Raw genomic sequence first — 21,091 nt, 5'->3', positions numbered from 1 at the left:
CGAAATGACTCCTGAATCGGTCATGATGATGGGCACAGAGGCGATGAAAGTCGCCCTGGCCCTTGCCGCGCCTTTGCTGTTGGTCGCTCTCGTCACAGGTCTTATCATCAGTATTCTGCAGGCGGCGACCCAGATTAACGAAATGACGCTGTCCTTCATCCCCAAAATTGTCGCGGTGTTTATTGCCATCATTGTTGCTGGCCCGTGGATGCTTAACCTGCTGCTCGACTACGTGCGTACGCTGTTCAGCAATATCCCCTATATCATCGGGTAGACAACGTTATGTTGCAGGTGTCCAGCGTTGAGTGGCTTCACTGGCTGAATTTATACTTCTGGCCTTTGCTGCGCATACTGGCGCTCATCTCAACGGCCCCCATCCTCAGTGAACGAGCCATCCCCAAACGGGTAAAGCTGGGGCTGGGGTTGATGATTACCGTCGTTATCGCCCCATCGATCCCCGCCGTTGACGTCCCCATCTTTTCTGTTGGCGCGCTTTGGCAGGCAATGCAACAAATCCTGATCGGTATCGCATTAGGCTTCACCATGCAGTTTGCGTTTGCCGCAGTACGTACCGCCGGGGAATTAATTGGCCTGCAAATGGGCCTTTCCTTCGCGACGTTCTTCGATCCCGGTAGCCGTCTGAATATGCCGGTTCTGGCACGACTGATCGACATGCTCGCCATGCTGCTGTTCCTGACCTTTAACGGCCATTTATGGCTGATTTCGCTGCTGGTAGATACTTTTCATACTCTGCCCATCGGCGGCAATCCGGTGAACAGCAATGCGTTTCTTGCACTGGCACGGGCGGGTAGCCTGATTTTCCTCAACGGGCTAATGCTGGCCCTGCCGGTAATGACGCTACTGCTCACGCTAAACCTCGCACTTGGTTTGTTAAATCGCATGGCACCACAGCTGTCGGTTTTCGTCATCGGCTTTCCTCTCACTCTGACCGTAGGTATTTCACTAATGGCGGCGCTAATGCCATTAATTGCGCCATTCTGCGAACGATTATTCAGTGAAATTTTTAATTTACTGGCCGATATCGTCAGCGAAATGCCAGGAAAATAATAACCCTTAATTTTTATCCTGTTTTACTAAGGATTGTCCTAAATTTAAAAAGTGACAACATCCACCAGGATATCTCTGTCGCGGCTTATTTGTTTTTGCCTCACTCACATAACGCAACATTCACTTTACTTTAAGATGTTTCCTGGCAAATTATACGCAACTTTACGGGATAGTAAATTCGCCTGAAAACAGCGAAAGCGTCATCTTGGGTCGTTATTATTCCGTTTAGTTGTGATGAAATAATCAGGTAAGGGGAATTATCGTTACGCATTGAGTGAGGGTATGCCATGTCAACGATTATTATGGATTTATGCAGTTACACCCGACTAGGGTTAACCGGATATCTGGTAAGTCGGGGAGTGAAAAAAAGGGAAATCAACAACATTTCCAACGTTGATGAACTCAGTCTCGCCTGTGTCTCTCAACAACCCGCTGTGGTGTTTATTAATGAGGACTGCTTTATCCACGATCCTGCTAATAGCCAGCAAATAAAGCAAATCATTAATCAGCATCCCAGCACATTATTTATTGTGTTTATGGCAATTGCCAACGTGCATTTTGATGAATATCTACTCGTCAGAAAAAATTTATTGATTAGTTCTAAATCAATTAAACCTGACTCACTGGATAAACTACTTGGCGATATTCTGAAAAAGGAAGTAGATATTGCTATTGATGTGAACCTGCCAACATTATCATTAAGTCGAACCGAATCCAGCATGCTGCGTATGTGGATGGAGGGTCAGGGAACAATACAGATATCAGATCAAATGAATATCAAAGCCAAGACGGTGTCATCCCATAAGGGGAATATAAAACGAAAGATTAAAACGCATAATAAGCAAGTTATCTATCACGTTGTAAGGCTTACGGATAACGTCACCAATGGTATCTTTGTGAATATGCGCTAAGACGTTCTGACTGGTGGCGACCCCACCAGTCAGAATCAAACAGCGGAACTCATGTCACTCCACTTTTTCCACAAAGATACCATCCTGATGACCTGATTCATTAAAGAACCAGATACCGAGCGGGTAGTCTTCCAGCGAAACCAGGTACATAGTGCCTTCGCTAAACTCTTCGATTGCCAGTACCACGCCCGGTCGACGAGGACCGCCGTCCGTTTTGACTGTGACCCGATCATTCACCTTCATAGTTTTCCTCCTGTGGCTTTGTGCCAGTGTAGAACAAATTCCTTTTTCTGGCAGCGCTGTGCACGCGCGATTGCGGGTTTTATCGACGGTCTATACTTAAGTTGTGCGTATCTGATGTTTGGGTACGCTCCCCCGGTATCCTTAACGGTTGAGAGGTATGAGGATGAAAACCGCGAAAGAGTACAGCGATACGGCCAAACGTGAAGTCAGCGTCGATGTCGACGCGCTGCTAAAGGCAATCAACGAAATCTGCGAGAGTGAAATTCATCGCAGCCAGGATGACCCGGAGCGCGTCAGCGTTGACGGGCGTGATTACCATACATGGCATGAACTGGCCGATGCGTTCGAGCTTGATATCCATGATTTTAGCGTGTCGGAAATCAATCGCTGACTGAGGGCGAAAAAAATCCCGGCCCTTATCGGGTCGGGATCAAGCTTGCTTATGCAAGAAGCACTTGTAAATTCGTTACACCAGAAAATCTGATGTGAACCAAACCTTATCTGCAATTTTTTTGCCTGACAAGTAAATAATTCTCACCGGAATGATAAATATAACTAATGGGTGAGAGATCACCAGGTTACGGTCGAGCCAAATGTTCAGGCATCCTGACAGAGCTGTCTTCGCTCGCCAGGCACCACCAGTTCATCTTCACGGAATGCTTCCCGTTTAACGCCAAAGCCGTCGTACCAGCGACATTCCACCATTCCGCTGGCATACCCGGTAACGATCATACGTGGGCCACCCTCTTTGGAGGTGACTTCCTCACTGACAGAAAAGACCATACCTGCCTCCTGTATCAAGAGAAACCTTTACACCTTAGATGACAAGGAGGCGTTTTGCGTAATCAGTCCTGTAACAATTAGTGCGAAATTCCGCGCACTCTGGCGACAGCTTTTACCAGCAGAACGACAATCCCACCGATGATAAAGCCGAGCACCAGGTTAAGCAGGGTCGGAAGCATTAGCGAAATCAATGTACTTTGCTGCTGAGCAAAATGTTCAATCGCATGATGCAGCGGCGATATTCCGTGTACAACAATGCCGCCCCCCACTAAAAACATCGCCAGCGTGCCAACCACCGAAAGTGTTTTCATCAGCCAGGGAGCAACCACCAGCAGTCCTTTACCCAGAGTTTGAGCAAGCATGCTGCGCTTTTCTGCCAGCCAGTAGCCGATATCATCAAGCTTAACGATAATCCCCACCAGGCCATACACGCCCACGGTCACCACTAACGCGATGCCTGATAACACCAGCACCTGATTCAACAACGGCGCATCCGCCACAATGCCGAGGGTGATGGCGACAATCTCGGCAGACAAAATGAAGTCGGTACGTATTGCCCCTTTGATTTTATCTTTCTCAAAGGTGAGTGGATCCTGTGCGGCCAGAGCAGCCAGACGCTGCTGACGCTCTTCCGGGCTTTCTTTGTGCTTACGCGCCTCCAGGGTATGCAGAACCTTTTCCACGCCTTCAAAACAGAGAAACGCCCCGCCTACCATTAATAAGGGGGTGATCGCCCAGGGAATAAATGCGCTTATCAATAGCGCCAACGGCACCAGAATAACTTTGTTAACAAATGATCCTTTCGCCACGCTCCAGACCACCGGGAGTTCGCGGTTCGCCCGCACGCCCGACACCTGCTGCGCATTAAGCGACAGATCATCCCCCAGCACGCCCGCGGTTTTTTTCGCGGCCAGTTTTCCCATCACTGAGATATCATCCAGCAGCGTGGCGATATCATCGAGTAAGGTCAGTAAGCTACTTCCTGCCAAAATTTTCACCCTCAATATTATTTTTTTGCAGTCATAAGTATGAAGTAAAACACGCCATGCTGAAACTGACCTTTCTGGTCAACAAGTTTTTAACATCAACACGTAATTATAAATCTCGCCAGTAAGATAGTTTTGACGTTTACTATGTTGCACCTTTTTATTTCCACCGTGAGGGATTATGCGTTTCAGGCAATTGTTACCGCTTTTCAGTGCGCTATTCGCGCTGTACATCATTTGGGGTTCCACGTACTTCGTTATTCGCATTGGTGTTGAAAGCTGGCCGCCGTTAATGATGGCAGCCGTACGTTTTCTCTCCGCGGGAATTTTATTAACAAGTTTCTTACTTATTCGTGGGCATAAGCTGCCCCCCTTACGCCTAATCCTGAACGCCGCGTTAATTGGTATCCTGCTGCTGGCTGTGGGTAATGGTCTGGTCACCGTCGCAGAACACCAAAATGTCCCTTCCGGTATTGCCGCCGTGGTGGTCGCCACCGTCCCGTTATTTACGCTGTGTTTTAGCCACTTTTTTGGCATCAAAACGCGCAAGCTGGAATGGTTGGGGATAGCGATTGGGCTAGCAGGGATCATCATGCTGAACAGCGGGGGCAATTTAAGTGGCAATCCGTGGGGCGCTATTTTAATCCTGATCGGTTCAATAAGCTGGGCGTTTGGCTCAGTGTACGGTTCACGCATTACGCTACCCGTTGGCATGATGGCCGGAGCCATTGAAATGTTAGCCGCCGGTATTGTGCTGATGTGCGCATCGCTACTCTCCGGGGAAAAACTGACCACCATGCCAACATTTTCAGGCTTTATGGCGGTGGCTTACCTGGCCCTGTTTGGCTCCATTATTGCCATTAATGCGTATATGTTCCTGATCCGCAATGTCAGCCCGGCGCTAGCCACCAGCTATGCCTACGTCAATCCGGTTGTTGCCGTGCTGTTAGGTACCGGTCTGGGGGGAGAAAGACTGGCCCCTATCGAATGGCTGGCGCTCGGCGTGATCGTGTTTGCTGTGGTGCTGGTAACGTTGGGGAAATACCTGTTCCCTGTTAAAGCGGATGCCGTTGCTACCCCGTCGGAAAAAACGTTACAGTAAATGAATACCGAGTGTGTCGATCTGCGCGGTGTCGCCACCGCCGCAGATCCACTCGATGACACGTTCAGATAACGCTTCATCGTCCAGCTTTTCGCGACCACGCAGGGCGCACTCCCAGACAATCAGTACGCGCCAGCCCAGAGCCTGCAACTTTTCACAATCCCGCGCATCGCGCTGGACATTTTTGCCTATTTTTTCCAGCCAGAATTCCGTTCGTGTCGCGGGGACTTTAAACAAATAGCAATCGTGGTGGTGCCAGAAACAGCCGTGAGTAAAAATCACACAATGATAATCATCCACCACAAAATCGGGGCGACCGGGTAACGTCGCATCCTGCACACGAAACGTTACCCCCTGCTCTGTCAGCACGCTGGCAAGGCGTTTTTCAATTGCGGTATCGCGGGTAGCTATCGCCCGCATATTTTTACTGCGTGTTGCTTTATCGTGAACGTCTGCCACGCTGGTTCTCTTTCTCGCGAATAGCAACTGCCTGCCTGATTTTCGGCTCCAGCAGCCTGGCCACCGCCGCAAATGCCGGAACGACCACCGAATTACCAAACTGGCGATAAGCCTGAGTATCTGACACAGGGATCCTGAACTGATAGCCCTGCGGAGATTCAAACCCCATCAGACGCGCGCACTCTCTGGGCGTAAGTCTGCGTGGGCGGTGCCGCTGATTCTGCGGATCGTCAAAATCTTTTTCACCCCGCGCCATATCCCAGCCACGGTCAATCAGGATCTCCGCCCCATCTTTATAATAACGCGCAGATAATGTGCGCGTTACGCTATCAGGGTTACCGGGATACACCATGCCATAGCCAAATCCATTGCCCCGCGCCTGATGCTTTTTCGCATAGAAATAGAGGTATTTCCACAGCACCGGCGTCAGTATATATTTCGCATCGACGGTCGGCTCAAGCAGTTCCGCAAGCGTAGTACGCCGCTGCGGATAACGCGTGACAATATCCCGCAGCGTGAAGTCTGATTTCAAATTCAGATCGCGTCGGAAGCCGACAAGCACGATACGTTCGCGATGCTGAGGCAAAAAATGTTGCCCATCGATAATTTTCGGATCGTCCGGACCGTTATCCGCCGCATCCGCCACGTCATAACCCAGTTCGTCCAGCGTTTGCATAATGATGCGAAACGTTTTGCCCTGATCGTGACTCTTCAGGTTTTTGACGTTTTCGAGCACAAATATGGCTGGCCGACGCGCATCGATAATGCGCACTACATCAAAAAAAAGTGTGCCTTGCGTATCACAGGCGAAACCATGGGCCCGCCCTAACGCGTTTTTCTTTGATACACCAGCCAGAGAAAATGGCTGACATGGGAATCCGGCCAACAGCACGTCATGTTCAGGAACATGCTGGCGAATATGTTCTGCCGCCTGCTGGTCACTCACCCCGTCATGATGGCTGAGTGTGATATCACGAATATCTTCATTAAAGCGGTGCTGGAGCGGATCGCAGTAGTTATTCGCTTTATAGGTGCGCACCGCATGCTTGTTCCACTCACTGGTAAACACGCACTGCCCGCCAATCGCTTCAAAGCCGCGACGAATGCCGCCAATACCGGCAAAAAGATCGATAAAGCGAAAGGCATAATGCGGATGATGCGCAGGTGGTTTCGGCAACAAAGTATTCAGATGAATGAGCTCGCGGTCGCTGAGGCGATGCCATGTTTCATTAGCAACCACTCGCTTAAAGATGGCCGGGCTCCAGCGGTTCTCGCCAACGCCATTCAGATGAGCAACCAGCGTTTTCACGTCATATATTTCAAGCAACTTGGCCAACATCACCTGCACGTCGGCCTCGTTTTCATCTGTCATCGGGTTCATGGAGCCTGCTACTGAAAAATTATCCTGCATACATTTAACCGGCAGAAATGGATAACCGACAGATTAACATAAATTAGCACGGTTGACGTTTCAGCCGTATTGGCGACTAGCGCGCTTTAAAGGGTTGAATCGCGTCAAGATCCAGCATTTCGTATTCTCCTTTTAGCTCCGCGCTCAGCTTCGCCATATACGTCAGTAAAAAATCCGCATTGTGTTGCGCCAAATGCCTCCCTTGTTCGGTTTGCATCGTCAACGGCAACGTCAATAACTTGGTCTGGAAGTGATCGAGCGCGTACTGTTTATCGTCAAGGCTACGCTTTCGAGCAAACGGATCTTCCGCATCAAACAGCGCAACCCCCAACGCCCCTGACACGGCAAATACGCGCGCTAAACCAATTGCACCCAGCGCCTCAAGCCGGTCTGCATCCTGCACGATTCTCGCTTCAAGGGTTTCTGGCGCGATTTTGGCGCTAAAACTGTGCGCCTCAATGGCATGACACACTGCCGATAACCGCTGTTGTGGAAAATCCGGAAAATCGCGCATCAAAACACGACGTGTTTCCTTAGCTGCCAGTACCGACGAAAAATGACGCTCAGGATGGTTCTTTGGCAGACTGATGAGATCGTGGAAGTAGCACGCGGTCAACACCACCAGCCAGTCTACGGTTGCATCTGTACTCAGCTTTTGCGCCGTCATCCACACACGTCGAAAGTGAAAGATGTCATGTGCAGCATCTTGTCCAGAATGGTTATCAGCTAACCAGGCTTCAAATCGCGACTGCCAGTCGTGCAGTTTCATGCTATCTCCCTTTGTAGAAAGAAAATCACCTTAGCAACAATTTTCATTGCAGACCACTGCCCGCCTCATTACATAATCATTTTTTATTATTACACTAAAAACAAAACCCACATGTATTTATAAAATCCATGACGAAAATATCGAAAATCAATTTACATGAATATTAAAAACAAATATTCAAAACAAATAAAATGCACATAGCAAATAAATGGATAAACACATATAACCCATTGATTAAAAACCATTCATATGACAAATACTAATGTAATCAACACACATATATAATTATATAAAGATGCAAAAGAAATATTTTGAAATATTTTAAATACATTTGTTACATGTTATATTTTAAATAAAATGAACTTCATAGATAGTATCCAAATGTAGTCACTCGGATAGTACTACATATTCATTTTAATTATCATGCAAAGGGAATACATAATGAAAAGAAAAGTATTGGCACTGCTTCTCCCTGCTTTATTAGCTGCAGGCGCAGCAAATGCGGCTGAAATCTATAATAAGAACGGCAATAAACTGGATCTGTACGGTAAAGTCGATGGTCTGCGTTATTTCTCTGATGATGCTGGCAGCGATGGCGATCAGACCTATGCGCGTGTAGGCTTCAAGGGCGAAACACAGATCAACGACATGCTGACCGGTTACGGTCAGTGGGAATATAACATTCAGGCCAACGGCACCGAAGGTGACAAAGGCGATTCCTGGACACGTCTGGGCTTTGCCGGCTTAGGTTTTGGCCAGAACGGTACCTTCGACTACGGTCGTAACTACGGCGTTGTATACGACGTAGAAGCCTGGACCGATATGCTGCCGGAATTCGGCGGTGACTCCTACACCCAGACCGACGTGTATATGACCGGCCGTACCAACGGCGTGGCCACCTACCGTAATAAAGGTTTCTTCGGTCTGGTTGATGGCCTGAACTTTGCACTTCAGTATCAGGGTAATAATGAAGGTGAAGGTACATGGAGTGGCCAGGAAGGCTCCGGTAATAGCCAAAACCGTAAACTGGCGAAAGAAAACGGTGACGGTTTCGGTATGTCTACCTCTTATGACTTCGACTTCGGTTTAAGCCTCGGTGCGGCATACTCCAGTTCTGACCGTACGGATGACCAGGTTGCGCGTGGTTACCAGGACGGTATGAACAAACGCAACAACTATGCTGGCGGTGAAACTGCGGATGCCTGGACGGTTGGTGCAAAATATGACGCGAACAACGTGTACCTGGCAGCCATGTATTCAGAAACCCGCAATATGACTTACTATGGCGGTGGTAACGGTGAGGCTAGCGGCGGTATCGCTAACAAAACGCAAAACTTTGAAGCCGTTGCTCAGTACCAGTTCGACTTCGGCCTGCGCCCTTCCATCGCTTACCTGCAATCTAAAGGTAGCGATTTAGGTGGTCAGGAAGTGAGTCGTGGTAACTGGCGTTATGTCGACAAAGACCTGGTCAAATATGTTGATGTGGGTGTGACTTACTACTTCAACAAAAATATGTCCACCTATGTCGATTATAAAATCAACCTGCTGGATGAAGACGACAGCTTCTATGAAAGCAATGATATCGCAACTGACGACATCGTTGCCGTTGGTTTAGTCTACCAGTTCTAATTGACGCAAAAATAAGCAAGCCCGCTTCATATGAAGCGGGCTTTTTATTTATACGAAACGTATTTTTTTACCACGCGGGCATTACAACGATAAACTTGTGAGGATACTCAAAGAAAAAAACATCCATGAGAACTGTCGTTGAAAGCGAGGCGTGCAAGTGCTTGAATAGTGGCGGAGAGAGGGGGATTTGAACCCCCGGTAGAGTTGCCCCTACTCCGGTTTTCGAGACCGGTCCATTCAGCCGCTCTGGCATCTCTCCGTTTTGGCGGTTGCCATGATGCCAGGTAATTTGGCATTTTAACAGACCCCGTTCCGTCAATTTCGTTCAAGTGACGAGTTTGCGAGCAAAACGATGATTAAGTGGCCCTGGAAAGAGCAAGAAACAACCCGGAGTGACGACTGGCCGTGGGACGACGCCCTGGCTATTCCTCTTCTGGTGAATCTCACCGAGCAAGAACAAGCCAGGCTTATCGCCCTGGCCGAGCGCTTTTTACAGCAAAAAAGATTGGTAGCGCTTCAGGGGTTTGAACTGGATCCACTAAAAAGTGCGCGCATTGCGCTGCTTTTCTGTTTGCCTGTTCTGGAATTGGGGATTGAGTGGCTCGACGGGTTTCATGAAGTTCTCATCTACCCTGCCCCGTTTGTCGTGGACGATGAATGGGAAGACGATATTGGGCTGGTACATAATCAACGTGTTGTACAGTCCGGGCAAAGCTGGCAGCAAGGTCCAATAATCCTCAACTGGCTCGACATTCAGGATTCTTTTGATGCCTCCGGCTTCAATCTGATCATCCATGAAGTGGCACATAAGCTTGATATGCGTAATGGCGACCGTGCCAGCGGTATTCCGGCGATCCCTCTGCGAGATATTGCCAGTTGGGAGCACGACCTGCATGCCGCAATGAATAACATTCAGGATGAAATTGATCTGGTTGGTGAAACCGCGTGCAGTATAGATGCCTACGCAGCGACCGATCCTGCCGAATGCTTTGCCGTTCTATCGGAGTATTTCTTCAGTGCCCCTGAATTATTTGCACCACGTTTTCCGGCCTTATGGCAACGTTTCATTCAGTTTTACCGCCAGAACCCCATGGAGCGGTTACGCGATACCCGCTAAGGTGGCCATTGTCGCTCACCAAATGTGCATTAACGCTGAATTTGAAGATTAATTAACCAATTGAAATGACATGCTAATTTTACTGTTGACACCTCATGGTGAGGTCAGTAATATGCGCCTCGTTCACACGATTCCTCTGTAGTTCAGTCGGTAGAACGGCGGACTGTTAATCCGTATGTCACTGGTTCGAGTCCAGTCAGAGGAGCCATATTTAAGAAGCCTGCTTAGGAAACTAAGCAGGCTTTTTGCTTTTCAGGTCGCTATAAAATCCCCTCTCATAAGCACTCTGCCTGCTCTGCACCTCTGTTACGTGCCGCATCACAACGTTGATTAAAGTTATGTAAATGTAAATCGTTTAAACTTTGCAATTATTGTAAGTGCTAGTGATTATCATTTATTGTACGCGAGCCAAAGGAACGAGCCCCCCGCTCGGTTCACTGTACGTTCCAATTACTCTGGGATATAAACGATGAATTCTCTGCCTCGCGCCGGACTGCGCCGTATCACCCTTGCCTCTGCCCTGGTCTTCTCAGTTAGCCTACCGGCTTTCGCTCAGGAAACGTTAACGCTCTATACCACCCGTGAACCGGGTCTGATCCAGCCTTTGCTTGATAGCTGGACCAAAACCAGCGGCATCAAAGTCAGTACGGTCTATATCAAGGACGGTATGCTTGAGCGCGTTAAAGCTGAAGGTAAAAATTCACCTGCCGACCTGCTGATGACCGTCGATGCCGGTAATCTCATTGATTTAGTGGAAGCGGGTGTAACTCAGCCAGTAGAGTCAGAAGCACTGAAAACCGCTATTCCGGCTAATCTACGCGGCGCAGATAATCAGTGGTTTGCGCTGTCGATGCGTGCCCGCGTGCTGTATGCCGAGAAGTCACTGCCAATCGATAACTGGCATTACGAACAACTCGCCAGCCCTGAGTACAAAGGTAAAGTTTGTATTCGTTCCGGACAGCACCCGTATAACACAGCGCTGATCGCCGCAATGATTGCTCATCACGGTGAAGCAAAGACCGAAGAATGGCTGCGCGGTGTGAAAGCTAACCTGGCGCGTAAAGCTACCGGTGGCGACCGCGATGTAGCTCGCGATATTCTCGGCGGCATTTGCGATATTGGTCTCGCCAACTCCTATTACGTCGGCCATATGAAAAACGCCAAAGAAGGCAGTGATGCACGTCAGTGGGGCGATGCGATTAAAGTCGTTAAACCCACCTTTGAAAATGGTGGTACACACGTCAATATCAGTGGCGCAGCTGTAGCCCGCTACGCACCAAATAAAGCCGATGCCGTTAAGCTGATGGAATATCTGGTTTCCGCACCTGCCCAGCAGCAGTATGCGAAAGCGAACTTCGAATACCCGGTACTGAAAGGCGTGACGCTTGATCCGGTTATCAGTGCAACTATTGGTGAAATCGACGTCGATAAAACGCCGTTAACCGAAATAGTTAAATATCGTAAACAAGCTAGTCTGCTGGTAGATAAAGTTGGATTCGATCAATAAACCTCTGCAGGTTCCGACGTTACGCGGCCTGGTTTCCGGGCCGCAGTCATTATTAACGCCGCTACATCTTGGCGCGCTGTGCGTAGCGCTTGGCGTTCTGACACCGATCATTGCGCTGATTTGGCAGGCTACCCAGGCCGATTTATCTCACTGGGATAATCTTCTGACGTATGTACTGCCTGCCGCACTAAAAAATACCGTGCTGTTATTAGCCGGTGTCGCGGTGATGGTCGGCGTGATTGGCGTAGGCAGCGCATGGGCGGTAACGGCATGGGATTTTCCTGGACGTAAAATACTTAGCTGGGCGTTACTGTTGCCGCTGGCGATGCCAACCTACATTGTGGCCTTTGCGTGGCTCGATCTGCTGCATCCGATTGGCCCCCTGCAAACCTTTATCCGTTTTTTATTGGGTTTTGACAGCCCAAGACAGTTCCGACTGCCTGATTTACGCTCACTTTCCGGCGCAATCATCCTGCTCGGATTAGTGCTGTACCCATACGTGTATCTGACAACCCGCGCCATGTTTATTAGCCAACCGGCTCATTTACTGGAAGCCGCACGCACGCTGGGATGCAGCGCGACCGGAACCTTTTTTCGAGTTGCTTTGCCCATGGCACGTCCGGCACTGGCCGTTGGGATCAGCCTGGCACTGCTGGAAACGCTCAACGATATTGGCGCATCGGAGTTTCTCGGGGTACAGACGTTAACCGTTACCGTATACACCACATGGATCTCGCGTTCTGATTTATCTGCCGCGGCACAAATTGCCTGCATGATGCTGATGTTTATATTCCTGATTCTGACGCTGGAATTTTATGGTCGCAGAAAACAAGGATTCAGCAGCCGCAGCCTGCGGGAAATTCAACCTACGCGCGTGCAGGGCTGGCGTGGTTGGCTGCTCGGTGGCGTTATTTCACTGCCGGTTGTGCTGGGTTTTATGGCTCCGGTACTGTTTTTAATGTGGGAAAGCGCCAAACGCATAGGCGATGAGAACCCCCTTTCCTCTTCGTTACTGTCAGCATTGCAAAATACGCTATCGCTGGCAGCGGGAACCACGCTGGTGGTGGTTTGCATCAGTATGCTGGTGGCCTGGAGCGCGCGTCATAGCGCCGCAGACAACGCCATGCCGGGATTCCGTCGTGGCGTGATGCGTCTGGCCTCTTTAGGCTATGCGGTTCCCGGCACAATTCTGGCGATTGGCTTTTTAACCCCCGCCATGGCTGTCGACCGCTGGCTGGCAGATTTACTGGATGTTCGCGGCCTGCCGCTGATGTCCGCAGGGATCCTGCTGGTAATTTGTTGTGCCATGCGATTCCAGGCGATTGCCATTGGCGCACTGGATTCTGGTCTGGGCCGCATTCCACCTTCGCTGGAACAGGCGTCTCGTCTGTTGGGTGAGAATGGTGCGGGGACGTTTGCACGAGTCCATTTTCCCCTGCTGCGCCCGGCATTAGTCAGCAGTGCCCTGCTGGTTTTTGCTGATGCCATGAAAGAGCTGCCAACAACGTTGCTTTTGCGCCCGGTCGATTTTGAAACGCTGGCAACGTTACTGTATGCGGAAGCCGCCCGTGGAACCTATGAAGAAGGTGCTATCGCCGCGCTAATGATTGTTTTAGCTGGCACGCTACCGGTTATTTTGTTGGTGCGTCACCAAATGACTCGCCGTGGTTAAGAGAGCAACAATGTCAGAAATTGCATTACGACTCCAGGATGTACACGTTGCTTATGGCAACAGCCAGCAATCGGTACTGAGCGGATTTTCAATGTCGGTACGTCAAGGTGAAATTGCCTGTCTGCTGGGCGCTTCAGGCTGCGGAAAAACCACGGTGCTACGCGCAGTTGCCGGATTTGAACGTCTGAAAAATGGCGAGATCTATGTGTCACAGCGCCGTGTTGCCGGTCCCGGCGTTCATCTGCCACCGGAAAAACGTCATGTCGGCATGGTCTTCCAGGAATATGCGTTATTCCCCCATCTGACCGCGCAGCAAAATGTGGCTTTTGGACTGCGCCGCATGCCGCGTGAGGAACAACAGGCCAGAGTGACCGAGCTGTTGAAAATGGTGGAGTTACACAGCCATGCCAACCGCTATCCGCATGAGCTTTCCGGCGGGCAACAACAGCGTATCGCCCTTGCTCGCGCGTTGGCGCCACATCCGGAAATCCTGCTGCTGGATGAACCCTTCTCCAGCCTTGATAAGCGCACGCGTGAGCGTCTTGGCAACGAGGTACGGGATATTTTGCGTGCCGCCGGGCAAACGGCGCTGTTGGTTACCCACAGTGAACACGAAGCCCAGCTAATGGCTGACCATATTGGCGTGGTAAAAATGGGGCAGTATCAAATTAAAAAAGCGACCCATCCGACCTGAAGGTAAACAGGGTCGCCCTGAAAATTAATAATGCTTCTGTACCAGGCTGATGTTCACCGGCATACCGGAACGTCTTTCCAACGCCTGCCTCCCGCGGCTCACATCCACGTCATTCCCGCTGATAAAGGTGCGCAGAGCGGGAGTGACTGGCAAAGGCACCTTTCTGTCAGACTCGTATTCCGAACGGTTTCGTGACAGCGGCTCATGTACTTCCACCCAGCGACTACCGTCCGGCTCTTCGCTGTATTTCACCGGTCGGTCTATCAGTTGTACACGCGTCCCTACAGGCACCGTATCAAACAGGTACTTGATGTCATCATTCCGTAAACGGATGCACCCCTGGCTTACCCGCAGACCAATACCAAAATTGGCGTTTGTCCCGTGAATGGCATAAAGCCTGCCAATATAAATTGCATACAGGCCCATCGGATTTTCTGGCCCGGCAGGAACAAAAGCCGGCAAGCTTTCCCCGCGAGCGGCGTATTCACGTCGGGTATTTGGCGTCGGCGTCCAGGTTGGTGCTTCCTGCTTACGTTCGACCGCCGTCACCCAGTTACGCGGCGTTTCTCTACCCGCCTGACCAATGCCAATGGGTAAAACCTCAACCGTATTGCTGCCAGCAGGATAATAGTAAAGCCGCATCTCGGCGACGTTGATGACAATCCCCTCGCGCACGGTATCCGGAAGTATCAGTTGCTGCGGCACAACCAGCGTTGAACCCGATTTAGGCAGAAAAACATCGACGCCCGGGTTGGCTTCAAGCATATTGCTCAACCCCTGTCCGTACTGAGCGGCAAATGCCTCCAGCGGCTTGGTGTTTCCTGGTGGAACCGTAATAGTCAAAGGGCTACCCACCAGCCGACTCCCCTCTGGCGGCAGCGGATAACTCACCGCCTGCGCTCCCTGACTCGCAAGCAACATAATGAGTGAACAAAGCAGTTTTACACGACGCATCTTTTTCCTTTCCTTCGTCGCAACAGATATCCGTTAAGTATAGCTTTTATTATCTGTTTTAGTGGGTTACGACATATTTGCGCATAAAAAAACCTCGCCATCAGGCGAGGTTCAGGTTGAACGGTAACTACGCTTCCTTACCATCTGGAAGCACGATGTTACTGGCGGCGAGCTGTCCCATATTTTTGTACATCGCACAGGCAGCTTCAACAATCGGCATTGCCAACGCGGCCCCACTGCCTTCACCTAAACGCATCCCCATATTCAGATAAGGATCCAATTCAAGATGCGCCAGCGCGGTGCGGGCGCCCTTCTCAGCGGAGAAGTGTGACGGAATTAAGTAGGGTTTAATTTGTGGTGCAATCTGGCTGGCCGCCAGAGCAGCAGAATACGAAAGAAAACCGTCCAGCACCACAGGCAGACCACAGGAGGCCGCCCCAAGCATCACCCCCGCCATACCGACAAGATCAAACCCGCCAACCTTAGCCAGCACATCGACACCGTCATGGCGATCAGGTTGATTGACGGCAATTGCCCGGCGCACAACGTCTACCTTATTCCCCACCCGAGAAAGAGGAAGGTTAGCGCCAATACCCACGACTTCCTCAGCATCACTGCCGGTCAGCACGCTGACAATGGCCGCCGCAGGTGTGGTATTTGCCATACCAAGCTCCCCGACGCCAAACAGCGTTACACCGTCTTTTGCCAGCTCATGGGTATAGCGGATGACTTCCAGCAACAGCTCCTCGGCCTGCGAACGGCTCATTGCCGGGCCTTCGGCTATATTGCCGCAACCGCGTGCCACACGCATATTCACCACACCGGGAATAGGTTCAGCATCAATCCCAACATCTATCACATGAACCTTCGCCCCAGCCTGAGCGGCCAGGACGCAGACGCCGGTCGTTCCACGCGTCATATTGGCAGCCTGAATAGCCGTGACAACTTTAGGCGAAACGGCAACCCCTTCATCCCACACGCCGTGATCGGCGCACATCACCAGCATCGCTTTGCCGTTCACATGCGGCACACCCTTCAGGCCAGGCATCCCGGCCAATTGTACGGCGAGAGATTCGAGTCGCCCCAAACTTCCCGGCGGCTTAAGCAAGCCGTCGATATGCTGCTGTGCACGCAACATCGCGGCACTGTCGGGTGATGGGATCGTGCGGAGTAAAGAGGTTAAAGTCTGCATAAGGGTTCCAGTATGTGGGCTGACTCAGAGCAGAGCCAGCAAGAAAATCAACTCGCCAAGTTCAATGGCAGCGCCCAGCGTATCGCCGGTTTGCCCACCCAACGTGCGTTTTAATAACTGCCCAAGAATAAAAATCGCCACTATTGTGACAACCAGCGCAGCCACGCCGCGCATGCCGGGAAGTAGTACGGCGGCAAGGATCGCCGCTAATCCCAACGTAACGCAGGTTTGACGCCCGGTGACTTTGCCAATAAAAACGTTGCCCAGCCCTTCTTCGCGGGCATAGCGATGCCGATACATCAGCAACACCGCCGTTCCTCGCCCGGCGACACATGCCGCTGCCAGCGCGGCCAGCATTGGCGTGCCACGCAAAGCCAGTTCGCTCACCACCAGCACCTTCGCCAGTAAAACGAAAATTAACGCCAGTCCACCGTGGGTGCCCAGACGACTGTCGCGCATGATTTCCAGCATCCGCTCGCGTCGGCGCGCCGAAAAAATGCCGTCACAGGTATCCGCCAGACCATCCAGATGAAATCCCCCGGTCAGCAATGCCAGTGTCAGCACCGCAAAAAGGGCCGCCAACGGAATACCGCACCAGGGCTGGAGCGCCATAAAGACCAGCCCCGTCAGCCCTCCCAACACGACGCCAATCAGGGGAAACATTACAATACCGCGGGAATAGTGCTCGAAATCCAGTCCTTGCGACCAGCGAGCAGGAACGGGCAAGCGACTGATAAAAGAGAGCATTGCCCAGAACAACTTACTCATTTAATTTTGACTCCAATTCCTGATACCACCAGCCAGACTTCATCCGCTGCCGCCGCCAGTCGCTGGTTCACGCGTCCTGCAATATCACGAAAATGCCGCGCCAGACGATTCTCCGGCACAATCCCCATACCCACTTCGTTAGTGACCAACACGATCTTTGCCGGGCAGCGTTGACAGGCTGCGATCAGCGAACGGATTTCACCTTCGATAGACTGCTCCATCGCCGCGTAATCCCAGCTGTCCGGATCGCTTTCACCGCCCAGCGCAAACAGCAAGTTGGTCACCATCGTGGTGATGCATTCCAGCAGAATAGCTTCCTGAGGATCGTTCGTGTCCGTGATCAGTTCATCAAGATGTTGCCAACGTTCGGCTGTCCGCCAGTGCGCAGGACGTCCATCGCGATGATGCTGAATTCGCGCAGCCATCTCCTCATCAAAAATCTGCGAAGTCGCGATATACAAAACGTTTGGGGAATCAGCGATCAGCGCTTCCGCATGCCGACTCTTACCGCTTCGCGCGCCGCCAGTAACCAAAATCATCATACTGGCTCCCGGTGTTGCTGCATGATGGTATAAATTTTTTCAATATCGATGTGTTGCCGCATCGCATCCGCCAGCAGATCAAACTGCTGCGATTTATATTGCGCGTAATGGAAGGTGGAATCCAGCGGAGCTAACCCTTTACGTTCTCGCAGGCCATTGACCAACGCACGGGTGAAATCATCGCTGTCGAAAAGACCGTGAAGATAGGTGCCGAACGCCAGGCCATCCGGAGTGACCGCGCCGTCAACAACGTTGCCGCCGTCTTTGTGCAACGTCATCACCGACCGGCATTCATCGGTTAATGCTGTTTCGCCCATATGAATTTCATAACCGCGAACGGATAACCCCGCCGTGCCCGCCAGCCAGTCAGGCAGCGATGAAGACATTTGTCCCTCAACCAGGGTCGTGGTTTTGTGCTGGGCAAAATGGGTGACTGTATTAAGTAAGCCCAGACCCGGCAGCGTACCGAGGCCCGACTCTACTTCATCAATGATGGTGTCGCCGAGCATTTGATAGCCGCCACAAATCCCAACCACCGGTACGTTATTACGATGTAATTGCACGACGCCATGCGCCATCCCGCTTTCACGCAGCCATACCAGATCGCCAAGGGTATTTTTGCTGCCCGGCAAAATCACCAGATCGGCCCCCGCCAGCTCTTCAGGCTGGCGAACATAGCGCACGCGCACGTCCGGCTGCGCAGCAAGCGCATTGAAATCAGTAAAGTTAGATATGTGTGGAATTTGAACAACGGCGATGTCGATATCGCGTTTGTCAGTGCGCAAATACTTGCCCTTTTGCAGCGCAACGCCATCTTCATCTTCCAGATCAACATCCAGCCATGGCATCACGCCCAGAACCGGAACACCGGTCAGCGCTTCAATTTGCTCGATACCGGAGTGCAGCAGCGTCACATCACCGCGAAACTTATTGATGATCACCCCTTTTACCCGCGCGCGTTCGTGATCGTGCAATAGCGCCAGCGTGCCGTAAATGGAAGCAAACACTCCGCCACGATCAATATCCGCCACCAAAATGACAGGGCACTGCGCCATCTCTGCCATACCCATATTGACGATATCGCGATCGCGCAGGTTAATCTCTGCCGGGCTCCCCGCACCTTCCAGCACCAGCACATCGAACTCCTGCGCCAGGCTGTTATAAACTGACAGGATCTGTTCCCGCAGACGTGGTTTGTACTCGTGGTAACTCACCGCGTCCATATCAGTCGCTACTTTGCCCATCAGCACAACCTGCGCTTTTCGATCGCTGGTCGGTTTAAGCAGCACCGGGTTCATACGCACATCTGGCGTAATGCCAGCCGCCTCAGCCTGAAAAATTTGCGCGCGGCCCATTTCTTTTCCCTCTGGCGTAATGCCAGAGTTCAGCGCCATGTTCTGCGATTTGAACGGCGCGGTATGCAGTCCATCCTGATAAAAAATACGACACAGCCCGGCGACTAAAACGCTTTTACCCACATCAGATGCCGTTCCCTGCAACATTATTGCCTGCGTCATGACGCCTCCTTCAGTGCGTTCTCTCGCATACAGCTAAAAAATTCAGCCTCTGTTTTACACAGCGGGAAGCCCAGCTCAGTATGCAGCTTCACCAGCCAGGGCTGAGTTAATCCCGCTTGTTCAATAAGATCCGTACGGGCGAAAACGTCGCCTGGCGCGCCGTGCGTGAGTACTTCACCCCGGCGTAAAACGTACACCGCATCGCTGACTTCATAGATAAGATCGATATCATGGCTGGAGATAACCACATGATTTCCTTGCGCTACGATGCGTTTGATAATCTCAATCATCTGCGTGCGGCCTGACGGGTCGAGGCCCGCAGTAGGTTCATCCAGCAGCAGATACTGCGCCTGCAACACCAACGCCCCGGCAATCGCTACGCGCTTTTTTTGCCCATGGCTTAAACACTGAATAGGCTGATGGCGAAAGTGCTGGGCGTCGACCAGCGTAAGCGCATCTTCCACGCGTCGAGCGATTTCAGCCTCATCCACCCCAAGATTGCGCAAGCTAAAGGCGATATCGCTGTCGATATCGGTATAAAAGATTTGCTGATCGGGGTCCTGAAATACCGTTGCCACCTGTTGACGCAGCGCCAGCAGGCCGCGCTTGCTGTAATCCAGCGGTTTGCCCTGCCACATCACCGCGCCTTGCTGTGGGCGCAATAAGCCACTCAGGTTCATAAACAGCGTGGATTTCCCGCAGCCATTAGCGCCTACCAGTCCGGTGACGGCATGCGTCGAAAAATCCAGAGTTAGCCCTTTGAGGATCGGGTCATCCTGATAGCGAAACCAAAGCGCTGAGGTGGCAAGCATACTTTTCCTTACAGGTGAAAATCACCCTGATACAGTTTGATATCCAGTGTGGTGGTCATTTGCTGGTAGCGGATCAACACACGGGTAAACAGCAATCCCACCAGCATTGCCAGAGAGCGGTAGCCCAACGGCAAGCTACGATAACCAAAACGCAGCGTTTGTGCGCGATGAATAGCCAGCGCCTCGTCTAACAGGATAAAAATAAACCGCCAGGTCAGCAGGATCTGCTCAGTTAGCAGGCGTGGAACGTGCGCGCGTTTGAGTAAGATAATTAATTGCGGAAACGGCAGATTCAGTACCAGCCAGAAGGTTGCCGCCAACGCGGCAAGGCTGCGCCAGAAGGTTTCATTGGCGGTTACAAGGCCTGGTGCGCTGATCCCCAACCAGTAACTTCCCACAGGTATGCTGGCCAACAGCGTCTGTGGATCGCGGCTGATGCTAAACAAAATGGTCACCACGCCAACCGTGAGAAAACCAAATGGCAATGCCATCCAACGGCACCAGCGCCAGAAGGAAATACGCAGCAGCCAGCAACTCAGCGCGGCAATAAGTAAAAGCTCAATACCCTGCCCCAATGGGGGCAGAGTAAACGCCAGAATCATCATCACCAGCCAGAGCAGAAATTTCCGCACCGGCGAGACATGAACCCAACGGCTTTGATAGCTAAGCCTGTCAAGCCCGGTCATCACGGCGTTGCCTGCCCTTGGTGTAACCCAGGATATAGAAAATCACGGCTGCGCCTAGCGATCCCTGGAGTGTAAACAGCAGACTTTCAATTTCACCGCTTGCGGGTTCATACAACGGCTGGAACCAGGGCTCATAATGCGGGGCAATAGCCTGAATCTGGCTTTCCGCCTCACCATCTGAACCGCCGTACTCCCCACCGTGGTTGATAAAGAACGGCAGGATCACCAGCGCCACTACCATGCCCAATATAATCAGCGTCTTTTTCATC

At 51.4% G+C, this 21,091-nt stretch carries 23 protein-coding genes, 2 tRNA genes and 1 pseudogene; 11 read left to right on the top strand and 15 right to left on the bottom strand.

Annotated elements, in window-relative coordinates:
* Positions 1-4 precede the first annotated feature (4 nt).
* The 3 genes and pseudogenes from fliQ (at position 5) to rcsA (ending at position 1,979) form a co-directional block, all read left to right on the top strand.
* Complete coding sequence (gene fliQ, locus LY264_RS09730; protein WP_003030425.1) at positions 5-274, top strand: flagellar biosynthesis protein FliQ; 270 nt, start codon at positions 5-7, stop codon at positions 272-274.
* An 8-nt stretch (positions 275-282) separates the two neighbouring features.
* A pseudogene (gene fliR, locus LY264_RS09725) lies at positions 283-1,078 on the top strand (flagellar biosynthetic protein FliR).
* A gap of 277 nt (positions 1,079-1,355) precedes the next feature.
* Entirely contained in the window at positions 1,356-1,979 is a 624-nt protein-coding gene (gene rcsA / locus LY264_RS09720; protein ID WP_003030421.1) for a transcriptional regulator RcsA, read from the top strand.
* Between the two features lie 54 nt (positions 1,980-2,033).
* Here rcsA and dsrB read toward each other — a convergent pair whose 3' ends face one another.
* Positions 2,034-2,222 (bottom strand): protein DsrB, encoded by a 189-nt coding sequence (dsrB, locus tag LY264_RS09715; RefSeq protein ID WP_003030419.1) that lies wholly within the window; start codon positions 2,220-2,222, stop codon positions 2,034-2,036.
* A 163-nt stretch (positions 2,223-2,385) separates the two neighbouring features.
* On the opposite strand from dsrB, the gene yodD reads away from it, so the two are divergent.
* Entirely contained in the window at positions 2,386-2,613 is a 228-nt protein-coding gene (yodD, locus tag LY264_RS09710) for a YodD family peroxide/acid resistance protein (protein WP_003030417.1), read from the top strand.
* A 206-nt stretch (positions 2,614-2,819) separates the two neighbouring features.
* Here the strand turns inward: yodD and LY264_RS09705 are convergent, their stop codons facing one another.
* Both LY264_RS09705 and LY264_RS09700 read right to left on the bottom strand, forming a co-directional pair.
* On the bottom strand, positions 2,820-3,005 hold the full coding sequence (locus LY264_RS09705; RefSeq protein ID WP_003030415.1) for a YodC family protein: 186 nt from the start codon (positions 3,003-3,005) through the stop codon (positions 2,820-2,822).
* A 77-nt stretch (positions 3,006-3,082) separates the two neighbouring features.
* Positions 3,083-3,997 (bottom strand): DUF808 domain-containing protein, encoded by a 915-nt coding sequence (locus tag LY264_RS09700; RefSeq protein ID WP_171846124.1) that lies wholly within the window; start codon positions 3,995-3,997, stop codon positions 3,083-3,085.
* A 175-nt stretch (positions 3,998-4,172) separates the two neighbouring features.
* Between LY264_RS09700 and yedA the strand changes: the two genes are divergently transcribed.
* Positions 4,173-5,093, top strand: coding sequence for a drug/metabolite exporter YedA (gene yedA, locus LY264_RS09695; RefSeq protein ID WP_003834062.1), 921 nt, complete (start codon positions 4,173-4,175; stop codon positions 5,091-5,093).
* On the opposite strand, the gene LY264_RS09690 is transcribed toward yedA, so the two are convergent.
* The 3 genes from LY264_RS09690 to LY264_RS09680 form a co-directional block, all read right to left on the bottom strand.
* Positions 5,085-5,552: a very short patch repair endonuclease gene (locus LY264_RS09690; protein ID WP_003839067.1), complete on the bottom strand. Its 468-nt coding sequence runs from the start codon at positions 5,550-5,552 to the stop codon at positions 5,085-5,087. The two genes, yedA and LY264_RS09690, sit on opposite strands and share 9 nt — an antisense overlap.
* Complete coding sequence (locus tag LY264_RS09685) at positions 5,533-6,963, bottom strand: DNA cytosine methyltransferase (protein ID WP_071692377.1); 1,431 nt, start codon at positions 6,961-6,963, stop codon at positions 5,533-5,535. The genes LY264_RS09690 and LY264_RS09685 overlap by 20 nt, the downstream gene beginning before the upstream one ends.
* A 76-nt stretch (positions 6,964-7,039) precedes the next feature.
* Positions 7,040-7,732, bottom strand: a complete 693-nt coding sequence (locus tag LY264_RS09680) for a phosphohydrolase (RefSeq protein ID WP_048224316.1) — start codon at positions 7,730-7,732, stop codon at positions 7,040-7,042.
* A 441-nt stretch (positions 7,733-8,173) separates the two neighbouring features.
* Here LY264_RS09680 and ompC point away from each other — a divergent pair, with 441 nt between their 5' ends.
* Entirely contained in the window at positions 8,174-9,361 is a 1,188-nt protein-coding gene (gene ompC, locus LY264_RS09675; RefSeq protein ID WP_071692378.1) for a porin OmpC, read from the top strand.
* 169 nt (positions 9,362-9,530) lie between these two features.
* Here the strand turns inward: ompC and LY264_RS09670 are convergent.
* A tRNA-Ser gene (locus LY264_RS09670) sits at positions 9,531-9,620 on the bottom strand.
* 93 nt (positions 9,621-9,713) lie between these two features.
* Between LY264_RS09670 and mtfA the strand changes: the two genes are divergently transcribed.
* From mtfA to LY264_RS09645, 5 genes are all read left to right on the top strand, one after another.
* A complete protein-coding gene (gene mtfA / locus LY264_RS09665; RefSeq protein WP_032943883.1) occupies positions 9,714-10,478 on the top strand; it encodes a DgsA anti-repressor MtfA in 765 nt (254 codons plus the stop codon).
* A 132-nt stretch (positions 10,479-10,610) separates the two neighbouring features.
* A tRNA-Asn gene (locus LY264_RS09660) sits at positions 10,611-10,686 on the top strand.
* A 261-nt stretch (positions 10,687-10,947) separates the two neighbouring features.
* Entirely contained in the window at positions 10,948-11,985 is a 1,038-nt protein-coding gene (locus LY264_RS09655) for an extracellular solute-binding protein (RefSeq protein WP_003834073.1), read from the top strand.
* Positions 11,969-13,657, top strand: coding sequence for an ABC transporter permease (locus tag LY264_RS09650; RefSeq protein ID WP_048224322.1), 1,689 nt, complete (start codon positions 11,969-11,971; stop codon positions 13,655-13,657). Before LY264_RS09655 ends, LY264_RS09650 begins: the two co-directional genes overlap by 17 nt.
* A 10-nt stretch (positions 13,658-13,667) precedes the next feature.
* Complete coding sequence (locus LY264_RS09645; protein ID WP_048224324.1) at positions 13,668-14,351, top strand: ABC transporter ATP-binding protein; 684 nt, start codon at positions 13,668-13,670, stop codon at positions 14,349-14,351.
* A gap of 24 nt (positions 14,352-14,375) precedes the next feature.
* On the opposite strand, the gene ldtA is transcribed toward LY264_RS09645, so the two are convergent.
* The 8 genes from ldtA to LY264_RS09605 all read right to left on the bottom strand — a co-directional run bounded on the left by ldtA (position 14,376) and on the right by LY264_RS09605 (position 21,090).
* Positions 14,376-15,305: a L,D-transpeptidase gene (gene ldtA, locus LY264_RS09640; protein WP_048224327.1), complete on the bottom strand. Its 930-nt coding sequence runs from the start codon at positions 15,303-15,305 to the stop codon at positions 14,376-14,378.
* Positions 15,306-15,432: 127 nt separating this feature from the next.
* The gene (gene cobT, locus LY264_RS09635; protein ID WP_048216014.1) at positions 15,433-16,497 is read right to left on the bottom strand and encodes a nicotinate-nucleotide--dimethylbenzimidazole phosphoribosyltransferase; all 1,065 of its coding nucleotides are present in this window, start codon (positions 16,495-16,497) and stop codon (positions 15,433-15,435) included.
* Between the two features lie 24 nt (positions 16,498-16,521).
* The gene (gene cobS / locus LY264_RS09630; RefSeq protein ID WP_003834082.1) at positions 16,522-17,265 is read right to left on the bottom strand and encodes an adenosylcobinamide-GDP ribazoletransferase; all 744 of its coding nucleotides are present in this window, start codon (positions 17,263-17,265) and stop codon (positions 16,522-16,524) included.
* Entirely contained in the window at positions 17,262-17,807 is a 546-nt protein-coding gene (cobU, locus tag LY264_RS09625) for a bifunctional adenosylcobinamide kinase/adenosylcobinamide-phosphate guanylyltransferase (protein ID WP_048216012.1), read from the bottom strand. Before cobU ends, cobS begins: the two co-directional genes overlap by 4 nt.
* On the bottom strand, positions 17,804-19,324 hold the full coding sequence (locus tag LY264_RS09620) for a cobyric acid synthase (RefSeq protein WP_048224330.1): 1,521 nt from the start codon (positions 19,322-19,324) through the stop codon (positions 17,804-17,806). The genes cobU and LY264_RS09620 overlap by 4 nt, the downstream gene beginning before the upstream one ends.
* Entirely contained in the window at positions 19,321-20,136 is an 816-nt protein-coding gene (locus LY264_RS09615; RefSeq protein WP_048224333.1) for an energy-coupling factor ABC transporter ATP-binding protein, read from the bottom strand. The genes LY264_RS09620 and LY264_RS09615 overlap by 4 nt, the downstream gene beginning before the upstream one ends.
* 8 nt (positions 20,137-20,144) lie before the next feature.
* A complete protein-coding gene (locus tag LY264_RS09610) occupies positions 20,145-20,822 on the bottom strand; it encodes an energy-coupling factor ABC transporter transmembrane protein (RefSeq protein ID WP_003834087.1) in 678 nt (225 codons plus the stop codon).
* On the bottom strand, positions 20,809-21,090 hold the full coding sequence (locus LY264_RS09605) for an energy-coupling factor ABC transporter substrate-binding protein (protein ID WP_003030289.1): 282 nt from the start codon (positions 21,088-21,090) through the stop codon (positions 20,809-20,811). Before LY264_RS09605 ends, LY264_RS09610 begins: the two co-directional genes overlap by 14 nt.
* Between the last annotated feature and the right edge of the window lies 1 nt (position 21,091).

Source organism: Citrobacter portucalensis, assembly GCF_023374935.1.
In the GTDB taxonomy this organism is placed as follows: Bacteria; Pseudomonadota; Gammaproteobacteria; order Enterobacterales; family Enterobacteriaceae; genus Citrobacter; species Citrobacter portucalensis.
Note: the sequence above shows the minus strand (reverse complement) of the source record. Positions and strands in the feature narration are given on the sequence as shown.